The sequence below is a fragment of the Citrobacter sp. U14242 genome, from assembly GCF_046555775.1.
GTDB lineage: Bacteria > Pseudomonadota > Gammaproteobacteria > Enterobacterales > Enterobacteriaceae > Citrobacter.
The window spans coordinates 1-214 of sequence record NZ_JBKGLW010000051.1 but is presented as its reverse complement, the minus strand read 5'-3'; the positions used below and the strand labels follow the sequence as shown (position 1 = coordinate 214).

Annotated in this window: 1 protein-coding gene; it reads right to left on the bottom strand. The window is 57.5% G+C overall.

What is annotated here, in order from left to right:
* The coding region (locus tag ACLJXE_RS24400) for a hypothetical protein (protein WP_410752242.1) at nt 1–214 on the bottom strand (214 nt) is incomplete at both ends.

The following is a 214-nucleotide window of genomic DNA, read 5'->3' as shown; positions in this document are numbered from 1 at the left end:
GACTTATTCAGCTCCGTCATCTGCTTCGTCAGCGCCGCCTTGTCTTTCTCCAGGGCTGCCAGCTGAGCCGTCTGTTTCTCCAGTTTTGCCGCATCAGCGCTGCCAGACTTATTCAGATCCGCTATCTGCTTCGTCAGCGTGGTTTTGTCCTTCTCCAGGGCCGCCAGCTGAGCCGTCTGTTTCTCCAGTTTCGCCGCATCAGCGCTGCCGGATT